Here is a 20,870-nt window from a genome sequence, read left to right on the forward strand (position 1 = left end):
CCGTGGGGACCGTCACCGCGCCGTCGACAGCGACAGCGCGAACCGGCCCTTCTCGTCCGTCCACCAGTGGGCCAGGTCGAACCCGGCCGCCGCCAGCTCCTCCCGTACGCCCTCCTCGCGGAACTTCGCCGACACCTCCGTCCGCAGCTCCTCGCCCGCGGCGAAGGGCACCACGAGGTTCAGCTCCGGGATCTTGACGCTGAGGGCGTGGCGGGCCCGGAGGCGCATCTCGATCCACTCCCGCTCGGCGTCCCACAGGGCCACGTGGTCGAAGGCGTCGAGGTCGGCGTCGGCGCCGAGCTCGCGGTCGATCACGGAGAGGACGTTCTTGTTGAAGGCCGCCGTCACCCCGTCCGCGTCGTCATAGGCGGCGACGAGGGTCGCCTCGTCCTTGACCAGGTCCGTACCGAGGAGCAGCGCGTCGCCGGGGGCGAGCATCGCCCGTACCGAACGGAGGAAGGCGCGCCGTTCGTCGGGGAGCAGGTTGCCGATCGTGCCGCCGAGGAAGGCGACGAGGTGCGGTCCCGGCGCGCCGGGAAGGGCGAGGCCCCGGGTGAAGTCCGCCAGGAGCGCGTGGACCTTGAGCGCGGGCCGCTCGGCGAGCAGCGCCGTCGCGGCACCCGTGAGGGCGGACTCGCTGACGTCGACGGGGACGTACGTGTCGAGGTCCGGCAGCAGCGCGTCGATCAGGTAGCGGGTCTTCTCCGAGGAGCCCGAGCCCAGTTCGATCAGGGTGCGGGCGCCGGTCGCCGCGGCGATCTCGGCGGCCCGGGCGATGATGATCTCCCGCTCGGCCCGCGTCGGGTAGTACTCGGGCAGCCGGGTGATCTCCTCGAACAGTCCGCTGCCCTTGGCGTCGTAGAACCACTTCGGCGGCAGCGTCTTGGGGGAGCGGGTCAGCCCGTCGAGGACGTCGGCGCGCAGGTCGGCGTCGGCCGCGTCGGGGGCGAGGGTGCGGGTCAGCTGGAACGGGCTCACGCGGACGGCTCCTTGAGCGGGGTGAGGGTGACGTCGGCGCGGTCGGCGGTCACGAGCGTGTGCCCGGGAACCTCCCGCCACCGCGGGTCGTCGTCGTACGGTTCGGAGGCCACGACCACGCGGTCGGGGCCGGTCAGGTACCAGAGGCTGTTCCCCCAGGCGGTGGCGGCGACGGTGGTGCCGTCGGTGAGCAGCAGGTTCAGGGAGGCGCCGGGGGCCGCCTCGGCGACCTCCCGCACGGTGTCGGCGAGCGCCGTGCCCGGCGCGTCCCCGGCCCGGAGCCGGTGCAGGACCAGGGCCCACACGAGCGCCGAGTCGGTGCGCGCCTCCAGACGGAGCAGTTCCCCGGCGGACAGCGTGGCGGCGGGCGGGGTGAGGGAGCCGGGCCAGCCGGGGACCGCGCCGTTGTGGCTGAACAGCCAGGGTCCGGCCGCGAAGGGGGAAGCGGCCGCCTCCCCGTCGGCGCCGGGGACCGTCGCGCCCCGGACCGCGCCGAGGAAGGCGCCGGTACGGACCACCCGCGCGAGGTCGTGGAAGGACAGGTCGGCCCAGATCGGCCCCGTGCGGCGGTAGCGGGCGGGCACGGGGTCTCCCTCGGCGTACCAGCCGACGCCGAAACCGTCGGCGTTGACGACCCCGCTCGTCTGCGTACGGGGTTCCCAGGACTGCCGCAGGAGGGCGTGCGGCGGCCGGACCAGGAGCTCCCCGAGCGCCACGGGCTCTCCCACGTAGGCGACATGACGGCACATCAGTCGAGCTCCGCGGAGCGGGCCGTGCGGAAGCCGGAGAAGATCTGGCGCCGCACCGGGAGGTCCCAGTTGCGGAACGTGCCCCGGCAGGCGACCGGGTCCACCGCGAACGAGCCGCCGCGCAGCACCTTGTGGGCGGGGCCGAAGAAGACCTCCGAGTACTCCTTGTACGGGAAGGCGGTGAAGCCCGGGTACGGCAGGAAGTCGCTCGCCGTCCACTCCCACACGTCCCCGATCAGCTGCCGTACGCCGAGCGGCGAGGCACCCGCCGGGTAGCTGCCCGCGGGGGCCGGCCGCAGGTGGCGCTGGCCGAGGTTGGCGTGCTCGGGGCCCGGGTCGGCGTCGCCCCACGGGTAGCGGCGCGAACGCCCGGACGCCGGGTCGTGCCGGGCAGCCTTCTCCCACTCCGCCTCGGTGGGCAGCCGCCGTCCGGCCCAGCGGGCGTAGGCGTCGGCCTCGTACCAGCTCACGTGCAGCACCGGCTCCTCCTCCGGTACGGGTTCGGTCACCCCGAAACGGCGGCGCAGCCACTGCCCGCCGTCCCGGTGCCAGAACAGCGGCGCGACGATGCCGTGCTCGCGGATCTGCGCCCAGCCCTCGGGTCGCCACCAGCGTCGTTCGGTGTATCCGCCGTCCGCGAGGAAGGCCATGTAGGAGCCGTTGGTGACGGGAACGGTGTCGATGCAGAACGCCGGGACGAGGGTGGTGTGGGCCGGCCGCTCGTTGTCGAGGGCCCACGGCTCGTCCGACGTCCCCATCGTGAACGGGCCGCCCGGCACGAGCACTTCGGTCGGCAGCGGACCGCCGGTGTGGGTGGCGGGGGGCGGGGGAGCGGTGAGCGCGGCCGGTCCCCGCCGAAGCTGATGCGTGATCAGCATCGTCTCGTCGTGCTGCTGTTCGTGCTGCGCGATCATCCCGAAGGCGAACCCCTCGTCCAGCAGCGGCCGTCCGGTCAGCGGGGTGCTCGCGAGCACGTCGAGGACCCGGGTCCGTACGTCCGCCGCGTACGCGCGGGCCTCGTCCGGCGGCAGCAGCGGCAGCGTGGGACGGGTGGCGCGCGGGTGCTCGAAGGCGTCGTAGAGCGAGTCGATCTCCGGGCGGAGCGCCTCCTGCCCGGCGACGGCCCGCCACAGCCACTGCTCCTCCTGGTTGCCGATGTGGGCCAGGTCCCAGACGAGCGGGGACATCAAGGGGGAGTGCTGGGCGGTGAGTTCGCCGTCGTCGACGCAGGAGGTGAGCAGCGCGGTGCGCTCGCGCGCCACGGTCAGGGCGTCGAGGGCCCGGTCGCGCAGGGACTCGCGACCGTCGGCCGTCGTCGGTTCGCCGGCGTTCATGACGTCACCACCTGGAGCTCGTCGGCCGGGCATCCCCCGGGAATCACGTGCCGTTCCTGGAAGTCGGCGACCGCCCGCCGCACCTCCTCGCCCGCCCCGATCCGGGGCAGCGCGTCGAGGGCCGTCGCGAAGACCGTGCGGGCCGCCTCGTGCAGGCCGGGATCGCCGAGACCGGCGCGCGCGGCGTCCCGCCACAGCGGGTTGCGCGGCGCGGGACCGTCGCCCGCCCGCTCCGCCAGCGGCTCCACCGCCCGGTACACGGTCTCGGCCGCCTCCGCGTCCTCGAAGACCGCCGTCGTCACCGCCACCGGCACCATCCAGCCGTCGTGTCCCGGCTGCGCGTCGATCATCCTCAGCTCCAGATGGCCCCGGGGCCGTACCGGCGGGAAGAGCGTCGTCACGTGGTAGCGGAGGTCGTCGGCGTCGGCGGGCCGCGGCAGGCCCGAGCGCAGCCAGTCGCGGAAGGTCAGCCCCTCCGGGACGTCCCAGGGCCCCTCCGGGCGCCGCACGCACATCACCGGCGTGTCCAGGACGTGCGCCGTCCACTCCTCGCGCGGTCTGCCGTCCGGCCGGGGCGCGAGCGCCCGGTACGGGTCGAGGTCCGTCCACAGCGCCTGCCGCGTCGAGAGCCAGCCGGTCCGGCGGCCGCCGTAGACCGATGAGTTGGCGAACGCGGCGACGAGCACGGGGCCGAGCAGGTGCGCGAGACGCCACCGCCGGTCGTAACCGAGCGGTCCCGGCTCGTCGAGCCCGGCGTCGAGACAGACCTGCACCGAGGCCGAGTCGCACATCATCGCCCGCCCGGCGGGACCCGTCCGGTCGAGGACGGTCTCCATGGCGTCGTACCGCGGATCGTGCAGGACCCGGCCGCGCGGCGCGTGCCAGGGGTCCACCCCGTAACCGCTGAGGGTGAGCCCGGCGGCCCCGAGGGCCCGCCGGACCACGCGCAGGTCGGCGGCGAGCTGGTCCAGGCACTCCATGAGCGACCCGGCGGGCCGCGAACTGAGCTCCAGCTGCCCGCCGGGCTCGAAGGTGAGCGCCGAGACCAGCGGCAGGGACCGTACGGCGTCGAGCGCGGCGGCCAGCCTCGGCGGCCGTACGGGCAGGCGCGGGTCGCGCAGGTCGTGCACGAGCCATTCCAGCTCCGCCCCCACCGTGCGGGGCGGGCCGGTCTTGAAACAGATGCCGTGCAGCAGCTCCTCCGCCGCCGCCTCGGTGAGCGGGGGATCGCCACGCGGTGCACCGCTCGGCGCCATCCGTACACCTCCTGAGTCTCGGTGAACACTCCGGAAAGTCGCTGATTCCACCTAAAGCCACCACCGACCGGCGTGCAAGAGCGCCCCTCCGCCACCCGCCACTCCGCCACGGGCCGCCGAAAATCCGTTGTCCCGCGTGGGCGCGGCGGCGAGGATCGGTGCCATGAGCGCACGACTGCGGGAGATCGCCCGGCGCACCGAGGAGATCGTCGCGGCCGGGGCTTACCGGGCGCGGGACGGCCGGACCGTCTCGATCGCCGCCGAGGTGGCCGCCGCTTCGGCCGGAACCGGGCTCCACGGCCCCGAGCCCGTCCCCGTCACCCCCGACACCGACCGGACCGCCACCCTCGACGTCACCGGCGAGAGCAGCCTCGACGCCGCTCGCCGCATGGTCGCCGCCGACGGCGCGCGCCCCGTCGCGGTCCTGAACTTCGCCTCGGCCCGCAACCCCGGCGGCGGCTACCTCAACGGCGCCCAGGCGCAGGAGGAGGCGCTCTGCCGGGCCTCCGCCCTCCACGCCACCCTCCTCCGCGCCCCCGCGTACTACGCCCATCACCGCGCGGAACGGGACCCCCTCTACACCGATCGGGTCATCCACTCGCCCGGCGTCCCGGTCTTCCGCGACGAGCGCGGCGGCCTGCTCGACGAGCCCTTCACCGTCGGCTTCCTCACCTCACCCGCGCCCAACGCGGGCGTCGTCCGCCGCCTCGCCCCCGACCGCGCCCACCTGCTGCCCGGCGCCCTCGCCGCCCGCGCCGAACGCGTCCTGGAGACGGCCGCCGCGCACGGCTACCGGCGCCTCGTCCTCGGCGCCTGGGGCTGCGGGGTCTTCCAGAACGACCCGGCCGAGGTCGCCGGCGCCTTCAAGGCCCTCCTCACCGGGGACGGCCGGTTCGCCGGCCACTTCGACGAGCTCGTCTTCGCCGTCCTGGACCGTGCCGGCGGCACGCCCACCCTCGCCGCCTTCGCCCGGGTCCTGGGGGCTCCCGACCGCCCGCTCTGACATGCGGCTCCCGCACCCCCGTGCCACGCTGAAGGCATACGGACCAGCGTCCGAATCCCCTCTTGGGAGGCACGATCGTGGGCAAGAAACAGACCCGGACCAACCGAGGCGCCCGTACCGGAGGCCATGAACACCGCACGGACGCGGCGGCCAGGGAGAAGAGCGCGCCGACCCCCACGAGAGAGCCGCAGATGCCCGTCGTGGAGCACTCGTCCCACCGCAAGGAACGCAAGTTCGGGCACAACTGAGCCACAAGCGAGCACGGTCGCTTGAGCGGTCGCGGGGCCGTCGCGAGGAGAACACCTCCTGGCGTCACCACCTGACGGCGGGGCGCATCCGGGCACGGTCCCGGATGCGCCCCGCCGAGCCGTTGCCGTGGAGCTGGGACGGAGCGGGAGGCGCGTGCCCTGGCACGGCCGGCGTCGTTGACTCCGGCATGACGACCTTCCACCGCCGCGCCCTCGCCTCCGCCGCCCTCGCGACGACCGCCGTCCTCGCCGCCGCCGGGGCGGCCTCCGCCGACAGCGTCGGCAACAGCGTCCCGGGCCTCGGGCTCCTCTCGCCGAGCTTCGGCAAGGGCGAGCACCAGGCCGCCCAGCCCCACCAGGCCACCCAGACCCACCAGGGCTCGCAGGCCCGCGATGCCCTGCCCACGCACGACGCCCTCAACAACGTCACGCTTCCCTGACCACCACGTCACCCCGGTACGGGAAAGGGGCCCGGCGCTGTGACGGCGCCGGGCCCCTTCGCGTGCCCGTCCTCGTACGGCTACTCGCCGTCGCCGACCGTGATCCGTACGCTCTCGACCGCCGGCGGGTCCTCCGGCGACCTCGGGGCGGGCGTCACCGCCACACCCAGCTTCTCCTGCGCCGCCGGGCTCATCGTCGCGAGCAGCTGCCGGGCGAGTCCGAGCCCCGTCCCGCCCATGGTCAGCGCCTTGGCGAAGACGTCCGCCATGCCGTCGGCGCCGTTGAGCAGCACCATCTGGTCGACGTTGCCGAAGGCGGACGCGCCGGCCGAGACGATCTCCGGCCACTTCTCCGCCAGCTGCTGGGCGACCACGGCCTCCTGGTTCTCGGCGAGCGCCGCCGCACGGGCCTTGATCGCCTCCGCCTCCGCGAGGCCCTTCGCCCGGGTGGCCTCGGCGACCGCGAGACCCTTCGCGTGCGCCGCCGCCGCCTCGGCCTCACCGGTGAGCCGGGTCGCCGTCGCCTTGGCCGCGCTCGCGAGCTCGGTCTCCTTCGCCTCGGCCTCGGCCGCCGAGATGCGGGCGTCACGCTCGGCCGCGGCCAGCGTCCGCGTCTCGTACGCCATGGCGTCGGCCGGTTTGCGGACCTCCGCCTGGAGCTGCTGCTCCTTGCGGTGGCCCTCCAGCTCGGCCACCCGGGTCTCCTGCACGACGACCTCCTGGCGGGAGGCGGCGTCGGCCAGGGGTCCGGCCTGCCGGGCCCTGGCCGAGGCCTGGTCCCGTTCGGCCTGGTAGCCGGCCTGCAGGATCTCGCTGTCGCGGGTCGCCTCCGACATGCGCGCCGCGGCCTGCTGCTCCGCCTCGGTGGCCCGCCGGTTCGCCTCCGCCTGCGCGATCCGCGCGTCCCGCTGGACGGCGGCGGCGTGCGGGGCCGCGAGGTTCTTGATGTAGCCCGTCGGGTCCTCGATCTCGTGGATCTGGAGCGAGTCGACGATCAGACCGAGCTTCTCCATCTCCGTGCCACAGGCCGAACGGGCCTGCCCGGTCAGCTTCTCCCGGTCACGGATCATGTCCTCCACGGTCAACCCGCCGACGATGGCGCGGAGATGACCGGCGAAGACGATGTGAACCCGCTCCGACATGAGCTTCTGCTGGTCGAGGAAGCGGCGGGCGGCGTTGGCGATGGACACGAAGTCGTCGCCGACCTTGAAGATGACGACACCGCGGACCTTGAGCGGGATGCCCTGGTGGGTGACGCACTCGACGGACAGCTGCGTCTCGTTGAGGTCGAGCGAGAGTTTGCGGACCGCCTGGACGCCGGGCATGACGAGGGTGCCGCGCCCGGTCACGATGCGGAACCCCATCCCCGCGCCGAGGCCCTCGTTCTTGTGGTTGGAACCGGAGATGATGAGCGCCTCGTTGGGCTCCGCGACGCGCCACATCATCTTGAAGACAGCGATCAGAACGGCGAAGGCGCCGACGACGACCCCCGCCAGAATGCCGATGCCCATGGGAAGTTCCCCCTTCACCGGGGCCGTGCGGACCCGGTGAAGCGAGTGTGCGCCCGTGACGGGCGCACACTCAACGGTTCTTTCAACCGCCGTACGCGGCTGTGACATAGACGGTGCGTGGAGGGAGATGTTCCACGACCGTCACCACCGTGCCGACCTCGATCCGCTCCTTCGGCGACGCCGGATGGGCGAGGAAGTGCTCGGCGCCGCCGCGGATCCGTACGATCACCTCGCCCACGAGTCCGGGCCCGACCGTACCGGTCACCCGGCCGAGCATGCCCACCATCGAGGGGTCGTCCGACGCTTCGTCCATGGCCAGGTCCATGGACGAACGGTACGTCAACTCCCTTGCCTGGCGGTCGGTTTAGGGCCTGCCCGACGGATCGGGGTCGGACAGGCGCTAGCGCACCCCGCGGATCGGGCGCACGGCGAGCGCGCCGAGCACCGAGAGGGCGGCGCCCACGACGAAGAGGGCCGTGTAGCCACCGCCGCTCAGCGAGACGACGAGAGAGGCGACGAACGGGGCGATGATCTGCGGACCGGCGTTGGCGACGTTGAGGACGCCCATGTCGCGGGCCGCGTCCTCGGCCTTGGGGAGCACCATGGTGACGAGGGCGGTGTCGACGGCCATGTAGCAGCCGAAACCGATGCCGTTGATGATCGTGAACGCCGTCATCGCGGCCCAGCTCGTGGAGACGGCGGGGATGACGAGGGAGAGCGCGGTGATCGCGGCCGAGGCGCCGACGAACAGCTTGCGGCGGTCGAAGCGGTCGGACAGCCAGCCGCCGAGGACGGTGGCGATCACCATGGCGACCGAGCCGATCGGGGTGAGGATGGCGATCGCGCCCTCGGGGGAGAGGCCCTCGGGGAGCTTCGTGTGGTCCTGCAGGATGTAGATCTGGAAGACGGCGATGGCGAAGTAGCCGAGCATCAGCAGGGCCCGGCCGATGAACGCCCAGAGGAAGTCGCGGTTCTTGAGGGCGCTGCCGAACGCGGTGATCTGCTGCTTGACCGGAACCGGCGCCTTCGGAGGCATCCGCTCCTCGCGGGCGCAGGTGGTGAAGAGCACGGCGGCGGCCGCGACGACGGCGCCGAAGACGAGGTAACCGGTGCGGTAGTCCTCGGAGAAGGCCGCGCCGACGAGGGCGCCGACGGTGGAACCGATGGGCAGGCCGAGGCCGACGGCGGCGGAGGCCTTGCCGCGGGCGCTCACCGGGATGCGGTCGGGCACGACCGAGGTGATGGCCGCCTGGTAGACGTTCATGACGGCCTGGCCGAGACACCACATGATCGTCACGAGCAGGATCGTGTGGACGCTGCCGAGCAGGAACATCACGGGCAGGGCGAGCAGGCCGCCGCCCAGGATCCACGGGTTGCGGCGGCCCGAGCGGTCGGAGAGCGCGCCGGCGACCGGGTTGAAGACCGTCGCGAAGATCGCGGAGACACCGGCGACGAGGCCGAAGTTGGAGACCTTGTTCGCCGGGTCGACGTCCTCGATCTGGAGGGCGAGGAGGACGCCGGCGACGCCGATGTACAGGGCGTACATGGCGGTGTTCCCGACGAGGAGCAGGGTCATGAGGCCCCGCGTCGGCCGGGGGGTCACGGGGGAGTCGGAGCCGGCCGGGCCGGTGGCGGAGCCGACGGTGGCACCGACGGAGGCGCCGGTCTCGGAGCCGGTTCCGTGGGAGGAAAGGGCCACGTTGCCCTCCTGGGGAGATCGCCCGACGAGGGGGCGAGGAGCGGACTGAAGAAGTGATTTACACGTGTCACTGACTCGTGTCAGCATTGTGTAGCACCCATTTCCGGCCAACCGCCAGACCTGAAGCCGGATTGTTCTGGAAAGATGCCGGATCGATGAGCGAGCAAAGCGAACAGTCCCCCACGGCCACGGCCGGGCGACCCGTCCCCACCAGCGCCGATGTGGCCCGCCTCGCGGGCGTCTCCCGCGCCACCGTCTCGTACGTGCTGAACAACACGGCGGCGGTCCGGATCAGCGAGCCCACCCGCAGGAAGGTCCGCGAGGCCGCCGAGGAACTGGGGTACGTGCCCCACGCCGCGGCCCGCAGCCTGCGCGCGGGCCACACCCGCATGGTGCTGCTGCCCAGCGCCCACGTCCCCATCGGCCCGCTCTACGGCCGGTTCCTCAGCGACCTCCAGCGCGAGCTGCGCCGGCTCGACTACACGGTCGTGCAGTACGGCAGCGAGGGCCTCAGCGGCGACGAGGCGGCCCGCGCCTGGGCCGAGCTGCGGCCGGTCACCGTCGTCGCCGTCGGCGACATCGCGCTCACGGCGCAGGGCGTCGAACTCCTCAAGCGCTCCGGCGCCCGTGCGGTGATCACCCTCGGTACGCGCGAGGTGGCCGGCGCCCACGCGCTCGGCCTCGACCAGGCCCAGGTCGGCCGGGTCGCGGGCGCGCACCTCGTCGAGCGCGGCCGCCGCCGGATCGGCGTCGTCGTCCCGGAGGAACCGGGCCTGGAGATGTTCTCGGGCCCCCGCCTCGAAGGCGTCCGCCGCGCCGTGGACGGCACCGGCGCCACCGTCGTACCCCTGCCGCTGCGGTACGAGGAGGACGCGGCCGACGCGCTGGCGGCGCGCTGGCCGGAGCTGGGCCTCGACGCCGTCTTCGCGTACAACGACGAGTACGCGATGCTCCTCATGCGCGCCCTCCAGGACGCCGGCGTCTCGGTCCCCGAGGACACGGCCCTCGTCGGCGCCGACGACCTCCTCCTGGGCCGTCTGCTCCGTCCCCGCCTGAGCACGGTCCGGCTCGACATGGTCCTCGGCGGCGAACTGGCGGAACTCATCGACCAGGCGGTCCGCGAACCGGAAGCCCCCCTGCGGTCGAGACGGCTCCTCGACTCCCGGGTCATCCCCCGCGACTCGAGCTGACGGACGACTGGAGCCGCGGGACCCCCCACCCCGACGGCCGAGACGCGCCGCGCCGACGGCCCGCATCGCCGGGACGGACGACTGCGAGATCGGAGTCGTACGCCGTGATCGGGCCCGGTCGGGGCCCGGCGCCCCGCCCCCCAAGGCCCGGGGCCCGGCGCCCCGCCTCACTCGGCACGAGCCCCCCGCAGCGCTTAGCGTCGTCGCATGAATACTGTTCCGCAGCGTTTCGAGATCCTGCTGGTGCCCGAGCACGTCGAGGACAGGGGTGGGGCCTCCGTGGAGGACACCGCCGTGCGGTCGGCCGTCGTCGAGGCCACCGGGCGGCGGGGGGAGTCCGGGTACCCCATCTACGAGGGGCACGGCATGCGCGCCGACCTCGATCCGGAGACGCGCACCGTCGAGGCCCTGCTCGTCGACGGTCGCGAGCTCGACTACGGGCTCACGGCGCTCGTCCGCCCGGCGGCCCGCGGCTGACCTGCGCTCCCCCCCTCGGCTGTCCCCCCCGCTGTCCCCCGCTGTTCCCCCGCCGTCCCGCCCGCTCTGCCCCGCCCTCCCCTCGTGAGGCGACCGTTGACAGGGTCCGTGCACCAGGCACAGACTCGGCGGCGCACGGGGGGAGGGCCAGACCCTCCCCACCAGGCGGACAGAGTCGTTCCGAAGGTCACGTGGGAGAGAACCGATGAGCATCCGCGACGTCTACATCGTCGACGCCGTCCGCACACCGATCGGGAAGTTCGGGGGCGCGCTCTCCTCGGTCCGCCCCGACGACCTCGCCGCCCACGTCGTCAAGGCGCTCGTCGACCGCACGCCCGCGCTCGACCCCGCCCGCGTCGACGACGTGTACTTCGGTGACGCCAACGGTGCCGGCGAGGACAACCGCGACGTCGCCCGGATGGCCGTCCTGCTCGCCGGACTCCCCGTCACCGTCCCCGGCGTGACCGTCAACCGCCTCTGCGGCTCCGGCCTGGAGGCCGTCATCCAGGCGGCCCGCGCCGTCGCCCTCGGCGACGCGTCCGTCGCCATCGCGGGCGGCGTCGAGTCGATGTCCCGCGCCCCCTGGGTCCTCCAGAAGCCCGAGCGCGCCTTCCCCGCCGGGCACCAGCAGCTCCACTCGACGACCCTCGGCTGGCGGATGACCAACCCGCGCATGCCCGCCGAGTGGACCGTCGCCCTCGGCGAGGGCGCGGAGCTCGTCGCCGACAAGCACGGCCTCACCCGCGACCAGCAGGACGCCTTCGCCCTCGCCAGCCACCAGAAGGCCGCCGAGGCCTGGGCCAAGGGTCTGTACGACGGTGAGGTCGTCCCGTACGAGGGCGTGGACCTGCTCCGCGACGAGTGCATCCGGGACGCGACGTCACTGGAGGCCCTCGCCAAGCTGAAGCCCTCCTTCCGCCCCACCGGCGGCACGGTCACGGCCGGCAACGCCTCGCCGCTCAACGACGGCGCCGCCGCCCTCCTCATCGTCGACGAGGAGGGGCTGCGCGAGACCGGCCGCGAGCCGCTCGCCCGCATCCGCACGTCGGCGGTGACCGGCATCGAGCCGCAGCTCTTCGGCCTCGGCCCGGTCGCCGCGGTCCGCCGCGCCCTGGAGAAGGCGGACCGTTCCTTCGCCGACCTGACGACCTTCGAGCTCAACGAGGCCTTCGCCGCCCAGGCCCTCGGCTGCCTCGCCGAGTGGCCCGAGCTCGACCCCTCGGTCGTCAACCCGCGTGGCGGCGCGATCGCCATCGGCCACCCCCTCGGCGCCTCCGGGGCCCGCCTCGCCGGCTCCGTCGCCCACCAGCTCGCGGCCGCCGGGTCCGGCACGGGCCTCGCCGCCCTCTGCATCGGCGTCGGCCAGGGCCTCGCACTCGTCCTGGAGCGCTGACCCCGGAGACGTACGGGGGAGGAAGACGTACAAGCGAAAGGGAGGGGTACGGGGAGATCCCCGTACCCCTCCCCTCTCGCGTCAGACCGTCACTCGCCCTGCTGCTGCGCCGCCTCGACCGACTTCCGCACCTCGTCCATGTCCAGGTTCCGCGCCTGACCGATGACGTCCTCGAGGGCCGCCTCCGGCAGCGCGCCCGGCTGCGCGAACACGGCCACGTTGTCCCGGACGATCATCAGCGTCGGGATGGAGCGGATCTCGAACGCGGCGGCCAGCTCCTGCTGCGCCTCGGTGTCCACCTTCGCGAAGACCAGGTCCTGGTGGCGCTCCGACGCGGCCTCGAAGATCGGGCCGAACTGGCGGCACGGGCCGCACCACTCCGCCCAGAAGTCGATGAGCACGAACCCGTTCCCGCTCACGACCTCGTCGAAGTTGTCCTTGGTGAGCTCTACGGTGCTCATGCTGCTTCCTGTCTGTCGGGGGGCGGGGGGACTCGCCCGGCACAACGGCGTAGCGAGCCGCGCTATTCCGCACCCTTCCCCGCACACTGGTGCCCATGACACGAATGGTGGAAGACGCCTTTGACGTGGTGGTCCTCGGGGCCGGACCGGTCGGCGAGAACCTGGCGGACCGGGTCCGCGCGGCCGGCCTCAGCGCCGCGATCGTCGAGAGCGAGCTGATCGGCGGCGAATGCTCGTACTGGGCCTGCATGCCCAGCAAGGCCCTGCTGCGCCCCGCCATCGCCCGCTCCGACGCCCGCAAGGTCGCCGGACTGCGCGAGTCGGTCTACGGGCCGCTCGACGCCCTGGAGGTCCTCCGCCACCGGAACTCGGTCGTCGGCGACTGGAAGGACGACGGCCAGGTCGACTGGCTCGACTCGATCGGCGCCCGCCTCTACCGCGGCCACGGCCGCCTCGTCGGCCCCCGCCGGGTCGCCGTCACGGGCCCCGAGGGCGACGAGCACCTGCTGACCGCCCGCCACGCCGTCGCCGTCTGCACCGGCAGCCGCGCCGTCCTCCCCGACCTGCCGGGCCTCCCCGGCGCCCACCCGTGGACGAGCCGCGAGGCCACCAGCTCCGGCCGCGTGCCCGAGCGGCTCGTCGTGGTCGGCGGCGGAGTCGTCGGTACGGAGATGGCCACGGCCTGGCAGGCCCTGGGCGCGAAGGTCACCCTGCTCGTACGGGGCGGGGGCCTGCTCCCGCGCATGGAGCCGTTCGTGGGGGAGTACGTCGCCGAGGCCCTGGCCACGCGCGGCGCCGACATCCGTACGGGCGTCGACGTCACCGCGGTCGTACGGGACGGGGGCACCGGGCCGGTGACGGTCGTCCTGGACGGCGGCGACCACGTCGAGGCCGACGAGGTCCTCTTCGCGACGGGCCGCGCCCCGCGCACGGAGGACATCGGCCTGGAGACCGTCGGTCTGAGGCCCGGCTCCTGGCTGGACGTGGACGACAGCCTCCGGGTCACGGGGACCGACTGGCTGTACGCGGTCGGCGACGTGAACCACCGCGCGCTCCTGACCCACCAGGGCAAGTACCAGGCACGGATCGCGGGGGCGGCGATCGGGGCGCGCGCGAAGGGGGACGCCGAGCCGGCGCCCTGGGGCCCGTACGCCGCGACCGCCGACCACGCGGCCGTCCCGCAGGTCGTCTTCAGTGACCCCGAGGCCGCCGCCGTCGGCCTCGGTCTCGCCGAGGCCGAGCGGGCCGGGCGCCGGGTCCGCGCCGTCGACGTGGAGATGGACCAGGTCGCGGGCGCCGGGCTCTACGCCCAGGGCTACAGGGGCCGCGCCCGGATCGTCGTCGACCTCGACCGGGAGGTGGTCGTCGGTGCCACCTTCGTCGGCCCCGGCATCGGCGAACTCGTCCACTCGGCGACGGTCGCCGTCGTCGGCGAGGTCCCGATCGCGCGCCTCTGGCACGCGGTCCCCTCCTACCCGACCCTCAGCGAGGCGTGGCTCCGTCTCCTGGAGGCGTACCGGGGCTGACGGTCAGTCAACCACCGGTGGGACGAGGAGCCGTGCCGCCGCCCGTGCCGCCTCCAGCGCGGGGCGGGCGTCCCGGCCGGACTCCTGGCCGAGGACGACTCGGGTGCTCAATCCGTCGAGAAGGGCCAGGAGTTCGGAGGCGCGGGCGGGCGCGTCGAGCGGCGCGAAGCGGCGCCGGGTGACGCCCGCGGTCAGCACCTCCTCCAGGTCCTCCTGCCATCCGCGATCCAACTCTGCCTGTGCTGTGCGCAGTTCGGCGTTGCCCGGCGTGCGGGCCCAGAGCTCGATCCAGAGCGTCCAGCGCGGGTCGCGCGGCCCGCGGGGGAGGTAGAGGCGGAGGAAGAGGTCGAGTTTGCGCTCGGCCGTGATCCGGCGGGCGAGCAGGGCGCGCCGCTCCTCGGCGAGCGCGGTCTCGCTCCACCGGAGGGCGGCGAGCAGGAGCAGGTCCTTGCTGCCGAAGTAGTACAGGATGTGGCCGCCGCTGGTGCCGAGCCGCTCGGCGAGCGCCGACATGGTGAGCGCGGCGAGCCCGTCCTCGGCGATGGCCGCCATGGCCTCTTCGAGCATCCGCTCCTGGGTGACGCTGCCGTCCCGCCGTCGTGCCGCCCCTGCCACCGCCGTGCTCCCCGTTCCGTCGTCCTGTGTACGGAACCGACCCTAACCGCAACCTCCGGAGGTCTTGACGTGCCCCGAACCCGTCGCGCATCTTGAATGCCGTTCAAGAAGATAGAACGGCATTCAAGACAGGAGCGCGGAGTGGTCGCACACGAGACGGCGACGGGGGCGGCGGCCGTCACCACGGGCCGGGACGAGGTCTTCCAGGTCGAGGAGCACGGCATCGACCGCATCCCCGACGCCGAGAGACACGGCGGAGCCAAGGACGTCTTCTGGCTCTGGTTCGGCTCGAACCTCACCTTCACCTACGTCATCAACGGCGCCCTCGCCGTCGCCTTCGGACTCTCCTTCTGGCAGGCCGCCGCCGTCGTCGTCCTCGGCGGCCTCTCCTTCCTCGCCATCGGCGCCGCCGGACTCAGCGGCGTCCGCACCGGCACCGCGACCCTCGTCATCTCCCGCGCCGCCTTCGGCGTCCGCGGCAACTGGCCCGCCGGACTCCTCAACTGGATCGTCAGCATCGGCTACACCGTCGTGAACACGGTCGTCGGCACCCTCGCCCTCGAAGCCTTCTTCGCCGACCTCGGCTGGCACGGCGGCCACGCCCCCCGCGCCGCCGCCCTCGCCGTCACCCTCGCGCTGACCTTCGCCGTCGCCCTCTGGGGCCACGCCACCGTCCAGTTCGCCGAACGCTGGATGGCGTACGTCCTCGCCGTCGGCTTCGCCGTCCTGCTCGCCCTCGTGCTGCCCGGCGCCGACACCTCGGCCCCCGCTGCCGCGCCCGGTGCCTCCGGCTGGAGCCTCGCCTTCGTCGTCGTGCTCGCGGGCCCGTTCTCGTACCTCCCGATGCCCGCCGACTACACCCGCTACCTGCCCCGCACGACCTCCCTCAAGGCCGTCACCGTCAGCGGCGCGCTCGGCGGCTTCCTCTCCTCCGTCGCCCTCGGCGTGGCCGGCGTGGCCGCCGCGACCCAGGTCGATATGACGGACGCCGTCGCGGGCACCGAGAGCCTGCTCCCCGGCTGGTTCCAGCCGCTCTTCCTCGCCCTCGTCCTGGGCGGCTCCGTCACCAACTCCATCATCACGCTCTACTCGTCGAGCCTGAACCTCCAGGTCCTCGGCATCCCGTGGAGCCGCGCCCGGGCGATCGTCATCAGCGCCGCCGTCACCGCCCTCGGCTCCCTCGGCGCGCTCTTCCTCACCGACTTCACCACCTCGCTCCTCTCCTTCCTCTCCCTCCTGATCATCGTCTTCGCCCCCTGGGGCGGCGTCTTCCTCGCCGACATGGTGCTCCGGCGCTGCCGGTACGACTCCGGCGCCCTGCACCGCACAGGACCCGGCGGCGGCTACTGGTACCGCGCGGGCTGGCACCCCGCCGGCATGACGGCCCTCCTCGCCGGACTCCTCTTCTCCGGCCTCACCTGCGACTCGGCCCTCTGGACCGGCCCCCTCGTCGCCCCGCTCGGCGGCGCCGACCTCACGCTCCTCGGCTCGGTCGTCTCGGCGCTGGTGTACGTGCTCCTCGCCCGCGGGCGCGCGATCCCGCACCCGGCCGACTCCTGACCCCCCGGCCCCGCACCCTGCCTCCGCCCAACTCCTCCTGTACGACACGGAGTCACACCCTCATGAACAGCGCGACCCCCGCCGACCACGCACGTCCGGCCGACCGGCCCGGCCCCGCCGACCACCCCGGCCCCGCCGACCACCCCGGCCCCGCCGACCTCCTCCTCACCGGCGCCCGCATCCACACCGTCGACCCGGACCTTCCGGAGGCCGAGGCCATGGCCGTACGGGACGGCCGCATCGTCTGGATCGGCGCCGACGCCGACGCGGGCCCCTGGGCCGGGCCCGGAACCCGGGTCGTCGACGCCGCGGGGCGGCTCGTCCTGCCCGGCTTCGTCGACGCCCACAACCACGTCCGGCTCGGCTCGGACGACGCCTGCGTGCAGCTCGCGGGAGCCCGTACGCTCGACGCGGTCCACGAGCGCGTACGGGAATGGCGCACCGCCCACCCCGACGCCGAGTGGATCGAGGCCGAGGCCTTCGACTACTCGGCGCTCGACGGCGGACGCATGCCGACCGCCGCCGACCTCGACCCCGCCACCGGCGACGTCCCGGCGATCGTCCTCAGCTACGACGTCCACACGGCGTGGCTCAACACCGCCGCCCTGCGCCGTCTCGGCGTCGACCGCGACCACACCGACCTGCCCTTCGGCCGCGCCGTCGTCGACCCGGGAACCGGCGAACCCACCGGATTCGTCAAGGACTTCGCCATCAAGGGACTCTCCCGGGAAGGCCACCGCGCCCTGCGCGAGCTCGGCGTCCCCTGGGCCTCGCCCGACCGCCAGTACGGGCGACTGGCCAAGAGCCTGGACGACGCGATCGGTTACGGCATCACCACCGTCGTCGAGCCGCAGAACTCCCTCGACGACCTCGCCCTCTTCCAGCGCGCCCGCGCCGAAGGCCGCCTGCGCTCACGCGTCGTCGCCGCCCTCTTCCACCCGCGCGGCACGACGGACGCGGACCTCGACGCGTTCACCTCGGCGGCAGGGGAGTTCTCGGACGACCGGCTCCGCGTGGGACCGCTCAAGCTCTACATCGACGACGTCGTCGAACCGCGGACGGCCGCGCTTCTCGAACCGTACGCGGGCTGCTCCCACCACCGCGGCGACACCTTCTACCCGCCGGAGGAGTTCGCGGAGCTCCTCACCCGACTCGACGCGCGCGGCTTCCAGTGCTTCGTCCACGCCACGGGCGACCGGGGCATCCGGACCGTCCTCGACGCCGTCGCCGCCGCCCGCGCCGTCAACGGCCCGCGCGACGCCCGGCACCAGGTCGTGCACGTCGAGTGCCTCGACCCGGCGGACACCCCCCGCTTCGCCGAGCTCGGCGTCGTCGCCTGCATGCAGCCCCGCCACGCGGCCCCCGACATCGCGGGACCGGGCCAGGCGTGGGCCGAGAACGTCGGCCCCGCCCGCTGGCACAAGGCGTGGCCGCTCCGCAGCCTGCGCGAGGCCGGTGCCGTCCTCGCCCTCTCCAGCGACTGGAACGTCGCCGAGATGGACCCCATGGTCGGGATCCACGCTGCCGTCACCCGCCGACCCCTCGGCGGGGGCGAGCCCTGGACGGCGGAGGAGACGATCGACGTGGCCACCGCCGTCGAGGGCTACACGATGGGCTCCGCCTACGCCAACTTCCTGGAGGACGAACGGGGTTCGCTGACGGTCGGCAAGCTCGCCGACTTCGTCGTCCTCTCCCGTGACATCTTCCGCGTCGCGCCCGGGGAGATCCCGGGCACGGTGGCGGAGACGGTCGTGGTGGGCGGAGAGGTGGTCGTCGACCGTGCTCAGTGAGCGCCGCCCCCCGATGTCACCTCCATCCGCCGCTCGAAGGAGCGGCCGGCGTCCCGGGACTCGTACACCCCGTCCCGGGTCGCGACGAGGAGGCGGCGGGCGTCGACGACGGTGAGCGCCTGAGGGGCGCCGCCGGGGACGGTGGCGACGCGGCTCCAGGCCGCGCCCGCCTCCGCCCCCGTGCCCCGGAAGAGGACGCCGTTCGAGTCGATGCCGAAGAGGGCGTCGGGGGCGCCCCAGTCCACGTACGCGAGGACCTGCCCCGCACCGGGCGCGAACGTCTTCCCTCCGTCGGTGCTGCGGGCGACTCCGGTCTCCGTGGTGGCGAGCACGGTGTCACGGGAGGCGGGGGAGACGGCGATGTCGAGGGCGCGCAGCGCGGCCCCGTCCTGCCAGGTGACGCCGTCGCGGCTGATCCGCAGGCGGCCGTTCGCGCTGTCGTAGCCGTAGACCGTCGAGTCGGCGGCGGTGTCGAGGGAGTGGAAGTCGACCTCGCCGCCGAGCGACCTCTCGCGCCAGGTGAGGCCGGAGTCCGTCGACTCGATCAGACCGAGATCGGCGGGTCCGTCCGGGCCGGGGGCCGGATGCCCGCTGGCGAGGAAGGCGCCCGTGGGGGTGACGGTGAAGCCCATGAAGTCGTCCCGGCGGTCGCCGACCGGGACCGGCCGGCCGGCGGGGCCGGGGGAGTGGACGCCTCCGTGCGTGGCGACGTAGAGCGTGTCGCCGCGGGCGCCGAGCCCGTGGATGTGGCTGAGGGCGGCGGGGGCGTCGCCCGCCGGCCGGTCCCGGGAGCAGCTGGTCAGGGTCAGGGTCAGGGCCAGGGTCAGGGCAAGGCCAAGGGTGGTGGCGGCGGCACCGGCCGTGGTGCCGCGAAAGGACTTCTTCATCGTTCTTTCGCCGGGGGAGCGGGCGTACGGGGGAGGGCGGCCGGCCGCCGGGAGACGGGGACCTGCCGGGGAAGGGCGGCCGGCCGCCGGGAGACGGGGACCGGCCGCGAGGGTCGGCGATCAGATCCGGTCGAGGATCTTCCGCAGCTCGGCGATCTCGGCGGACTGGGTCCGCACGACGTCGTCGGCGAGCTTCCTGGCTCCGGTGTCGAGGCCGTCCTTCCGCTCGTCCTCGGCCATGGCGACCGCGCCCTCGTGGTGCGCGATCATCAGCTCGGCGAACTTCCGGTCGAAGGCCTTGCCCTTGGCCGCCGAGAGGTCCTTCATGTCCTGCTCGGACATCATCCCGGCCATGCCGTGGCCGCTCCCGGAACCACCCTCGACGGCGTCGGGCTTCCCCCAGCCCTTGAGCCAGGACCTCATCTTCCGGATCTCCGGGTCCTGGGCCTTCTCGATCGCGGCGACGATCTTCCTGACCTCGGGGTCCTCGGCGCGGCCGTCGGCGAGCTTCGCCATCTCCAGGGCCTGCTGGTGGTGGGGGATCATCATCTGGGCGAACATCACGTCGGCGTCGTTGAAGCCGGCCGCGGACGCGGACGCCGATGCCGACGTCGACGTACCGCCGTGGTCCATCCCGCTCATGCCGCCGTCCGAACCGTCGTTCCCGCCGCAGGCGGAGAGCAGGAGCCCGGCGGCGACGACGGCCCCGGTGAGGGTGAGCTTCTTGGTGCTGAGACTGCGCATGGGAGTGCTACCTCGTGTGTGCTGTCCGTACGGCGCACAGGTGCCCGTACGAGCGGAAAGGGCGGGTCGATGCGTTTGCGGGCAGCGCGAGGCGCCCGCGGCGGCGTGACGGCCTAGATCCGCAGGATCGACAGCTGGGCGAGGTCGGGAGGTCTCGGCGGGGGCGCGTGGGGTCCGAGCGCGGGGGTGAGCCGCGCGAGGAGGACGGCGAGCCAGTCGGGGCGGCGGGCCAGGGCGGCCCGGACGAGCCCCGCGAGCAGCCAGACGCCGAGGACGGCCACGCAGAGCGTGGTCATGTCCATCCCGGAACCGGGTTCGTGGCGGGTGTCGGAGCCGCCACCGTCGCCGGTGTGGTGCGCGGCGGTGGTGACGGTGGCCGTCCCGGAGGGCCTCGTGTCACCGGCCCCCTCGGGATGCCCCACGGCGTGCATGAGGAACACGCCGAGCGCGAGCACGCCGACGAGCAGGAGGTGCGCGAGGGCACCTCCTGCTCGCATACGGCGGCCGGCACGGCGTGGACGCAAGATCAGGACCTCCTGACCGAGACCATACCGTGCGGGGGTATCAGAACCGCGTGAAGGCCGGTCCTCAGACGGGCAGCTCGCCGGACATCGCCGCCGCCATCCGCAGATGCGGCGCCGCCTCGTCCGGGCGCCCCTGGCGCTCAAGGGTGCGCCCCAGCATCAGCCGCGCGTAGTGTTCGACCGGGTCGCGCTCCAGGATCGTCCGGAGCTCCGTCTCGGCGCGGGAGAGCTGGGCGGAGTGGTAGTAGGCGCGGGCGAGGAGCAGCCGCTGGGCCGTCTGGTCGGGGTGCTCGGCGACGAGGCCGCTCAGGATGCGGACGGCGGTCCGGTACTCCTTCGCGTCGAAGAACAGGCGCGCGCGATCCCAGCGCTCCGCGGCCGTTCCGAACTCGTAGTACGTGTCGCTCACTTGCTCTTCCTCTCCGGCTGGCCGGATCTGCCACTCTTTGTGGCGGTCGACCACGTCAACAAGACCCGATGGTTGA

General features: G+C 73.6%; 22 protein-coding genes. 9 read left to right on the forward strand and 13 right to left on the reverse strand.

What is annotated here, in order from left to right; translation table 11 throughout:
- Nucleotides 1-12 precede the first annotated feature (12 nt).
- Genes egtD through egtA form a run of 4 tightly spaced genes read right to left on the reverse strand, consistent with a single transcriptional unit; the run spans nt 13 to nt 4,317 of the window.
- Entirely contained in the window at nt 13-978 is a 966-nt protein-coding gene (gene egtD / locus AB0G79_RS13110; RefSeq protein ID WP_360804845.1) for an L-histidine N(alpha)-methyltransferase, read from the reverse strand.
- A complete protein-coding gene (gene egtC / locus AB0G79_RS13115; RefSeq protein WP_360804848.1) occupies nt 975-1,727 on the reverse strand; it encodes an ergothioneine biosynthesis protein EgtC in 753 nt (250 codons plus the stop codon). The genes egtD and egtC overlap by 4 nt, the downstream gene beginning before the upstream one ends.
- Nucleotides 1,727-3,061: an ergothioneine biosynthesis protein EgtB gene (gene egtB, locus AB0G79_RS13120; RefSeq protein ID WP_360804851.1), complete on the reverse strand. Its 1,335-nt coding sequence runs from the start codon at nt 3,059-3,061 to the stop codon at nt 1,727-1,729. Before egtB ends, egtC begins: the two co-directional genes overlap by 1 nt.
- Nucleotides 3,058-4,317 (reverse strand): ergothioneine biosynthesis glutamate--cysteine ligase EgtA, encoded by a 1,260-nt coding sequence (egtA, locus tag AB0G79_RS13125; protein WP_360804853.1) that lies wholly within the window; start codon nt 4,315-4,317, stop codon nt 3,058-3,060. Before egtA ends, egtB begins: the two co-directional genes overlap by 4 nt.
- A 163-nt stretch (nt 4,318-4,480) precedes the next feature.
- On the opposite strand from egtA, the gene AB0G79_RS13130 reads away from it, so the two are divergent.
- From AB0G79_RS13130 to AB0G79_RS13140, 3 genes are all read left to right on the forward strand, one after another.
- Nucleotides 4,481-5,320 (forward strand): TIGR02452 family protein, encoded by an 840-nt coding sequence (locus AB0G79_RS13130; RefSeq protein ID WP_360804856.1) that lies wholly within the window; start codon nt 4,481-4,483, stop codon nt 5,318-5,320.
- A gap of 77 nt (nt 5,321-5,397) precedes the next feature.
- A complete protein-coding gene (locus tag AB0G79_RS13135; RefSeq protein ID WP_360804859.1) occupies nt 5,398-5,568 on the forward strand; it encodes a hypothetical protein in 171 nt (56 codons plus the stop codon).
- A 188-nt stretch (nt 5,569-5,756) separates the two neighbouring features.
- A complete protein-coding gene (locus AB0G79_RS13140) occupies nt 5,757-6,008 on the forward strand; it encodes a hypothetical protein (protein WP_360804862.1) in 252 nt (83 codons plus the stop codon).
- 80 nt (nt 6,009-6,088) lie between these two features.
- On the opposite strand, the gene AB0G79_RS13145 is transcribed toward AB0G79_RS13140, so the two are convergent.
- From AB0G79_RS13145 to AB0G79_RS13155, 3 genes are all read right to left on the reverse strand, one after another.
- On the reverse strand, nt 6,089-7,519 hold the full coding sequence (locus AB0G79_RS13145; protein ID WP_360804865.1) for an SPFH domain-containing protein: 1,431 nt from the start codon (nt 7,517-7,519) through the stop codon (nt 6,089-6,091).
- An 82-nt stretch (nt 7,520-7,601) separates the two neighbouring features.
- Nucleotides 7,602-7,844 carry a hypothetical protein gene (locus AB0G79_RS13150; RefSeq protein ID WP_360804868.1) on the reverse strand — a complete coding sequence of 81 codons (243 nt, stop codon included), beginning with the start codon at nt 7,842-7,844 and terminating at the stop codon, nt 7,602-7,604.
- A 75-nt stretch (nt 7,845-7,919) separates the two neighbouring features.
- On the reverse strand, nt 7,920-9,218 hold the full coding sequence (locus AB0G79_RS13155; RefSeq protein ID WP_360804871.1) for an MFS transporter: 1,299 nt from the start codon (nt 9,216-9,218) through the stop codon (nt 7,920-7,922).
- Between the two features lie 155 nt (nt 9,219-9,373).
- Here AB0G79_RS13155 and AB0G79_RS13160 point away from each other — a divergent pair, with 155 nt between their 5' ends.
- The 3 genes from AB0G79_RS13160 to AB0G79_RS13170 all read left to right on the forward strand — a co-directional run bounded on the left by AB0G79_RS13160 (nt 9,374) and on the right by AB0G79_RS13170 (nt 12,278).
- Nucleotides 9,374-10,408 carry a LacI family DNA-binding transcriptional regulator gene (locus tag AB0G79_RS13160; protein WP_360804874.1) on the forward strand — a complete coding sequence of 345 codons (1,035 nt, stop codon included), beginning with the start codon at nt 9,374-9,376 and terminating at the stop codon, nt 10,406-10,408.
- A 207-nt stretch (nt 10,409-10,615) separates the two neighbouring features.
- Nucleotides 10,616-10,885, forward strand: a complete 270-nt coding sequence (locus AB0G79_RS13165) for a hypothetical protein (protein ID WP_360804877.1) — start codon at nt 10,616-10,618, stop codon at nt 10,883-10,885.
- Between the two features lie 205 nt (nt 10,886-11,090).
- Nucleotides 11,091-12,278: a thiolase family protein gene (locus tag AB0G79_RS13170; protein ID WP_360804880.1), complete on the forward strand. Its 1,188-nt coding sequence runs from the start codon at nt 11,091-11,093 to the stop codon at nt 12,276-12,278.
- 89 nt (nt 12,279-12,367) lie between these two features.
- On the opposite strand, the gene trxA is transcribed toward AB0G79_RS13170, so the two are convergent.
- The gene (gene trxA, locus AB0G79_RS13175; protein ID WP_360804883.1) at nt 12,368-12,739 is read right to left on the reverse strand and encodes a thioredoxin; all 372 of its coding nucleotides are present in this window, start codon (nt 12,737-12,739) and stop codon (nt 12,368-12,370) included.
- A gap of 95 nt (nt 12,740-12,834) precedes the next feature.
- On the opposite strand from trxA, the gene AB0G79_RS13180 reads away from it, so the two are divergent.
- Nucleotides 12,835-14,265, forward strand: a complete 1,431-nt coding sequence (locus tag AB0G79_RS13180) for an NAD(P)/FAD-dependent oxidoreductase (protein ID WP_360804886.1) — start codon at nt 12,835-12,837, stop codon at nt 14,263-14,265.
- Between the two features lie 3 nt (nt 14,266-14,268).
- Here the strand turns inward: AB0G79_RS13180 and AB0G79_RS13185 are convergent, their stop codons facing one another.
- On the reverse strand, nt 14,269-14,880 hold the full coding sequence (locus AB0G79_RS13185) for a TetR/AcrR family transcriptional regulator (RefSeq protein ID WP_360804888.1): 612 nt from the start codon (nt 14,878-14,880) through the stop codon (nt 14,269-14,271).
- A 141-nt stretch (nt 14,881-15,021) separates the two neighbouring features.
- Here AB0G79_RS13185 and AB0G79_RS13190 point away from each other — a divergent pair, with 141 nt between their 5' ends.
- Together AB0G79_RS13190 and AB0G79_RS13195 are read left to right on the forward strand one after the other, a co-directional pair.
- A complete protein-coding gene (locus tag AB0G79_RS13190) occupies nt 15,022-16,440 on the forward strand; it encodes a cytosine permease (protein WP_360804891.1) in 1,419 nt (472 codons plus the stop codon).
- Nucleotides 16,441-16,502: 62 nt separating this feature from the next.
- Complete coding sequence (locus AB0G79_RS13195) at nt 16,503-18,230, forward strand: amidohydrolase (protein ID WP_360804894.1); 1,728 nt, start codon at nt 16,503-16,505, stop codon at nt 18,228-18,230.
- Here AB0G79_RS13195 and AB0G79_RS13200 read toward each other — a convergent pair.
- From AB0G79_RS13200 to AB0G79_RS13215, 4 genes are all read right to left on the reverse strand, one after another.
- Entirely contained in the window at nt 18,224-19,117 is an 894-nt protein-coding gene (locus AB0G79_RS13200) for a F510_1955 family glycosylhydrolase (protein WP_360804897.1), read from the reverse strand. The two genes, AB0G79_RS13195 and AB0G79_RS13200, sit on opposite strands and share 7 nt — an antisense overlap.
- A 120-nt stretch (nt 19,118-19,237) precedes the next feature.
- Nucleotides 19,238-19,861, reverse strand: a complete 624-nt coding sequence (locus tag AB0G79_RS13205; RefSeq protein ID WP_360804900.1) for a DUF305 domain-containing protein — start codon at nt 19,859-19,861, stop codon at nt 19,238-19,240.
- A 113-nt stretch (nt 19,862-19,974) separates the two neighbouring features.
- Complete coding sequence (locus tag AB0G79_RS13210) at nt 19,975-20,358, reverse strand: DUF6153 family protein (protein WP_360804903.1); 384 nt, start codon at nt 20,356-20,358, stop codon at nt 19,975-19,977.
- A gap of 91 nt (nt 20,359-20,449) precedes the next feature.
- Nucleotides 20,450-20,794 carry a tetratricopeptide repeat protein gene (locus AB0G79_RS13215; protein WP_360804906.1) on the reverse strand — a complete coding sequence of 115 codons (345 nt, stop codon included), beginning with the start codon at nt 20,792-20,794 and terminating at the stop codon, nt 20,450-20,452.
- Nucleotides 20,795-20,870: the final 76 nt, after the last annotated feature.

It is taken from the genome of Streptomyces sp. NPDC020807, from assembly GCF_040641575.1.
In the GTDB taxonomy this organism is placed as follows: Bacteria; Actinomycetota; Actinomycetes; order Streptomycetales; family Streptomycetaceae; genus Streptomyces.

Coding starts and splice junctions, on each gene's coding strand:
- AB0G79_RS13210 (WP_360804903.1), bottom strand. CDS start 20,358: ATGCGAGCAGGAGGTGCCCTCGCGCACCTCCTGCTCGTCGGCGTGCTC.
- AB0G79_RS13165 (WP_360804877.1), top strand. CDS start 10,616: ATGAATACTGTTCCGCAGCGTTTCGAGATCCTGCTGGTGCCCGAGCAC.
- AB0G79_RS13180 (WP_360804886.1), top strand. CDS start 12,835: ATGACACGAATGGTGGAAGACGCCTTTGACGTGGTGGTCCTCGGGGCC.
- egtB (WP_360804851.1), bottom strand. CDS start 3,061: ATGAACGCCGGCGAACCGACGACGGCCGACGGTCGCGAGTCCCTGCGC.
- AB0G79_RS13130 (WP_360804856.1), top strand. CDS start 4,481: ATGAGCGCACGACTGCGGGAGATCGCCCGGCGCACCGAGGAGATCGTC.
- AB0G79_RS13205 (WP_360804900.1), bottom strand. CDS start 19,861: ATGCGCAGTCTCAGCACCAAGAAGCTCACCCTCACCGGGGCCGTCGTC.
- AB0G79_RS13140 (WP_360804862.1), top strand. CDS start 5,757: ATGACGACCTTCCACCGCCGCGCCCTCGCCTCCGCCGCCCTCGCGACG.
- AB0G79_RS13200 (WP_360804897.1), bottom strand. CDS start 19,117: ATGAAGAAGTCCTTTCGCGGCACCACGGCCGGTGCCGCCGCCACCACC.
- AB0G79_RS13150 (WP_360804868.1), bottom strand. CDS start 7,844: ATGGACCTGGCCATGGACGAAGCGTCGGACGACCCCTCGATGGTGGGC.
- egtA (WP_360804853.1), bottom strand. CDS start 4,317: ATGGCGCCGAGCGGTGCACCGCGTGGCGATCCCCCGCTCACCGAGGCG.
- AB0G79_RS13160 (WP_360804874.1), top strand. CDS start 9,374: ATGAGCGAGCAAAGCGAACAGTCCCCCACGGCCACGGCCGGGCGACCC.
- AB0G79_RS13195 (WP_360804894.1), top strand. CDS start 16,503: ATGAACAGCGCGACCCCCGCCGACCACGCACGTCCGGCCGACCGGCCC.
- AB0G79_RS13170 (WP_360804880.1), top strand. CDS start 11,091: ATGAGCATCCGCGACGTCTACATCGTCGACGCCGTCCGCACACCGATC.
- trxA (WP_360804883.1), bottom strand. CDS start 12,739: ATGAGCACCGTAGAGCTCACCAAGGACAACTTCGACGAGGTCGTGAGC.
- AB0G79_RS13145 (WP_360804865.1), bottom strand. CDS start 7,519: ATGGGCATCGGCATTCTGGCGGGGGTCGTCGTCGGCGCCTTCGCCGTT.
- egtC (WP_360804848.1), bottom strand. CDS start 1,727: ATGTGCCGTCATGTCGCCTACGTGGGAGAGCCCGTGGCGCTCGGGGAG.